Origin of the sequence: Segatella albensis DSM 11370 = JCM 12258 (assembly GCF_000426565.1) — a bacterium.
GTDB classification, from domain to species: Bacteria; Bacteroidota; Bacteroidia; order Bacteroidales; family Bacteroidaceae; genus Prevotella; species Prevotella albensis.
The window spans coordinates 1-2689 of record NZ_AUFP01000037.1 but is presented as its reverse complement, the minus strand read 5'-3'; the positions used below and the strand labels follow the sequence as shown (position 1 = coordinate 2689).

Here is a 2689-nt window from a genome sequence, read left to right as displayed (position 1 = left end):
CAAACGAATAAACTGTTAGGATAATTTAAGTTTATGTATCCAACTGAATATCCTCCTTTTCCACCACCATGCGAACATCTTCCTTGTCCTCCCCAAACTTCCAGCTTATAAACTCCATCAATTGGCGCCGTAAAAGTTTGTACACTTCCCGTGTGTTTGTACTCTAATTATCAACTGAAAGAAAATATTCAACATATATTGTATTTAACGATTAAAGTTATAAATTCTTGAAGAGTATTATCCCGATAAAATTTTCATAAAACTTGCTTATTATAAATATTTGCTTTATCTTTGCAGATAAACTATATAGAGTTAAGCTTTATGGAAGCAACATTAAATAGATTTACAGTTGATGTTCCTCAGGATGATTTGAAGTTTTTTAAATCATTTATTAAAAAGATGGGATGGAGCATTCACAAGCAGAAGAAAGGATTGGCGGAACAGTCCTTAGAAGAAATAGAAGCAGGAAAAGTTTTCCATGCAACTGATGTCGACGATTTATTCAATCAACTGGAGAAGTGAAATACGAAATCGTATATTCTAATAAGTTTAAAAAATCTTACAAACTTTGCAAACGGAGAGGACTAGATATTTCTCTTCTAAAGGAAGTAATCGGAATACTTGCAGAAACAGGTACTCTACCAGCCAAATATAAGCCACATATTTTATCGGGAAATTGGTCTGATGTATGGGAGTGTCATATTCAACCTGACTGGCTTTTATTATGGAAACAAAATGATTCTATATTGGAATTAGTCCTTGTTGCAACAGGAACTCATTCAGACTTATTTTGAATCAATTGTAAAGTTTATGTTTTAAAACTCTACGTATAGAAACTTGGGACAGTAAGAGCTTTAGAAGTATATAATAGGCTATATCAACGTTTAATTGGTATAGCCTATTTTTATTTATATGTATTGTCCGATATTTTCAATTTGGCGATAACAAAAGTACAAACACACGGGAAGTGTGCAGGAATTTACTGCACCAATTGATGGAGTTTATAAGCTGGAAGTATGGGGAGCACAAGGAGATATTTGGTGGAGTGTTCCTGGAGGAAAGGGTGGTTATGCACAAGCTAGTTATTCTATGAATAGAGAACAAATCATTTATATTTCCGTTGGAGATTGTGGTTTTAGTGGTCATACAAGTTGGAATGGTGGTGGAACGAACAACAATAGTACAACACATAATGGTGGTGGAGCAACATCAATTCAAAATAGTTTAATATCTGACGGACAGTTATATCATTATGAATCTGTAAAAAATACTGATGTTTTAATTGTTGCAGGAGGCGGTGGGGGCAGCGAATGGTACTATAGTTACTCAGATAATACTACCCCAACAGGAGGTGCTGGTGGCGGAACGAATGGAGAAGACGGATCCATGGGATATTTAGGCGATATGACCCCATGTCCAGGAGCGAAAGGTGGAACACAATCCTCTGGAGGAAAATCTACAGCATTGCACTCATCTCAAACTATTATAGATGGTTCCTTTGGAAGAGGAGGATACACCTCTGGTGGTGATGGAGGTGGTCTAGGTGGCGGTGGTTGGTATGGCGGGGGTGCAGCAGACTATGCTGGAGGAGGTGGTGGTGGCTCCGGTCACATTGGTACTATGTGTACAAATGGATCAATGCAATCAGGAGTCCATGAAGATGCTGGTTATGCAATTATTAGCTGGATATCTCCTAATCTGTAATATCTAAAATATATACAAAATAAGTGTATCAGTAATATGAATATTTCTGATACACTTTTTATATCTTATTTTTATTATCCTTTGGAATATAAATAGGCTATATCAACAAATTCGCTGATATATCCTATGTAATGTTATTGCGGTAATTGTTGCCAAGTTATGATTGCATATCCATCACCACTATGACCAGTTTCTGTGCCCCCGCTAGGACTAGGGAAGGTTTGGTTGCCAGCTATAGTTGTTCCATTTGTGAGCATCGTTCCAATATGTCCAGAGCCACCTCCGCCACATACCCCCACACCAGCTTGTGTAGGAATAATGGTATAGCCACCGTACCAGCCTCCACCACCAGCACCAAGATCACAGTTATTAATTCCAGTTACGGTTTGTCCAAGACCAAATGCATAGCCAGAGTTTTGGGTTGCTTGTTGGTCTACATATGTCCCCATTGTATGAGTTGTTATACATCCAGTTTCACCTCCACCATATCCATATTCAATTGGTGAATGTACAGAACCTGCGCCACCAGCAACAATTAAAACATCTGTATTTTTTACTAACTCATAATTCTTAAGTTGTCCATCTTCTTTTAAACTTTTTTGAATAGATGTGCAACCGCCACCTCCTCCCATAGCGTCATCATCAGCATGATCCCAATCACCATCACCACCTCCATTCCAGCCTCCTTGACTTCTTGATTCGAATTGTCCATCTTCTCCTTTTCCACCAACAGAAACATATATAGTCTGATTCCGATTCATTATATAATTACCATAGCTATATCCGCCACAAGCGTACCAATCAGTCATTTCTCCATTATTAAATTTCTTACCAGAGGCTCCTCCCCAAACTTCCAACTTATAATTTCCCGTTACAGGCGCCGTAAAAGTCTGCACACTTCCCGTGTGTTTGTACTATAACTATGTCCAAAACGAAATTATTCAACATCGGAGTGCATCAATTATCATATTGACATTTGGTACAC

5 protein-coding genes are annotated in these 2689 nt (G+C 38.0%); 3 read left to right on the top strand and 2 right to left on the bottom strand.

From position 1 onward, the window contains the following. Positions 1-104, bottom strand: a 104-nt coding sequence (locus tag K333_RS13685; RefSeq protein WP_404828012.1) for a hypothetical protein, incomplete at its 3' end; no start/stop codon positions are given. Between the two features lie 217 nt (positions 105-321). Between K333_RS13685 and K333_RS0109735 the strand changes: the two genes are divergently transcribed. The 3 genes from K333_RS0109735 to K333_RS12355 all read left to right on the top strand — a co-directional run bounded on the left by K333_RS0109735 (position 322) and on the right by K333_RS12355 (position 1704). Next, entirely contained in the window at positions 322-522 is a 201-nt protein-coding gene (locus K333_RS0109735) for a hypothetical protein (protein WP_024990729.1), read from the top strand. Next, positions 519-794, top strand: a complete 276-nt coding sequence (locus K333_RS0109730) for a type II toxin-antitoxin system YafQ family toxin (protein ID WP_024990730.1) — start codon at positions 519-521, stop codon at positions 792-794. The genes K333_RS0109735 and K333_RS0109730 overlap by 4 nt, the downstream gene beginning before the upstream one ends. A gap of 175 nt (positions 795-969) precedes the next feature. Continuing rightward, a complete protein-coding gene (locus K333_RS12355; protein ID WP_024990731.1) occupies positions 970-1704 on the top strand; it encodes a glycine rich domain-containing protein in 735 nt (244 codons plus the stop codon). 134 nt (positions 1705-1838) lie between these two features. Here the strand turns inward: K333_RS12355 and K333_RS0109720 are convergent, their stop codons facing one another. Continuing rightward, positions 1839-2600: a glycine rich domain-containing protein gene (locus K333_RS0109720; RefSeq protein WP_027452640.1), complete on the bottom strand. Its 762-nt coding sequence runs from the start codon at positions 2598-2600 to the stop codon at positions 1839-1841. Positions 2601-2689: the final 89 nt, after the last annotated feature.

What these genes read in the sequence shown, in the direction of transcription:
- K333_RS0109735 (WP_024990729.1), top strand. Translation starts at nt 322, where the DNA reads ATGGAAGCAACATTAAATAGATTTACAGTTGATGTTCCTCAGGATGAT.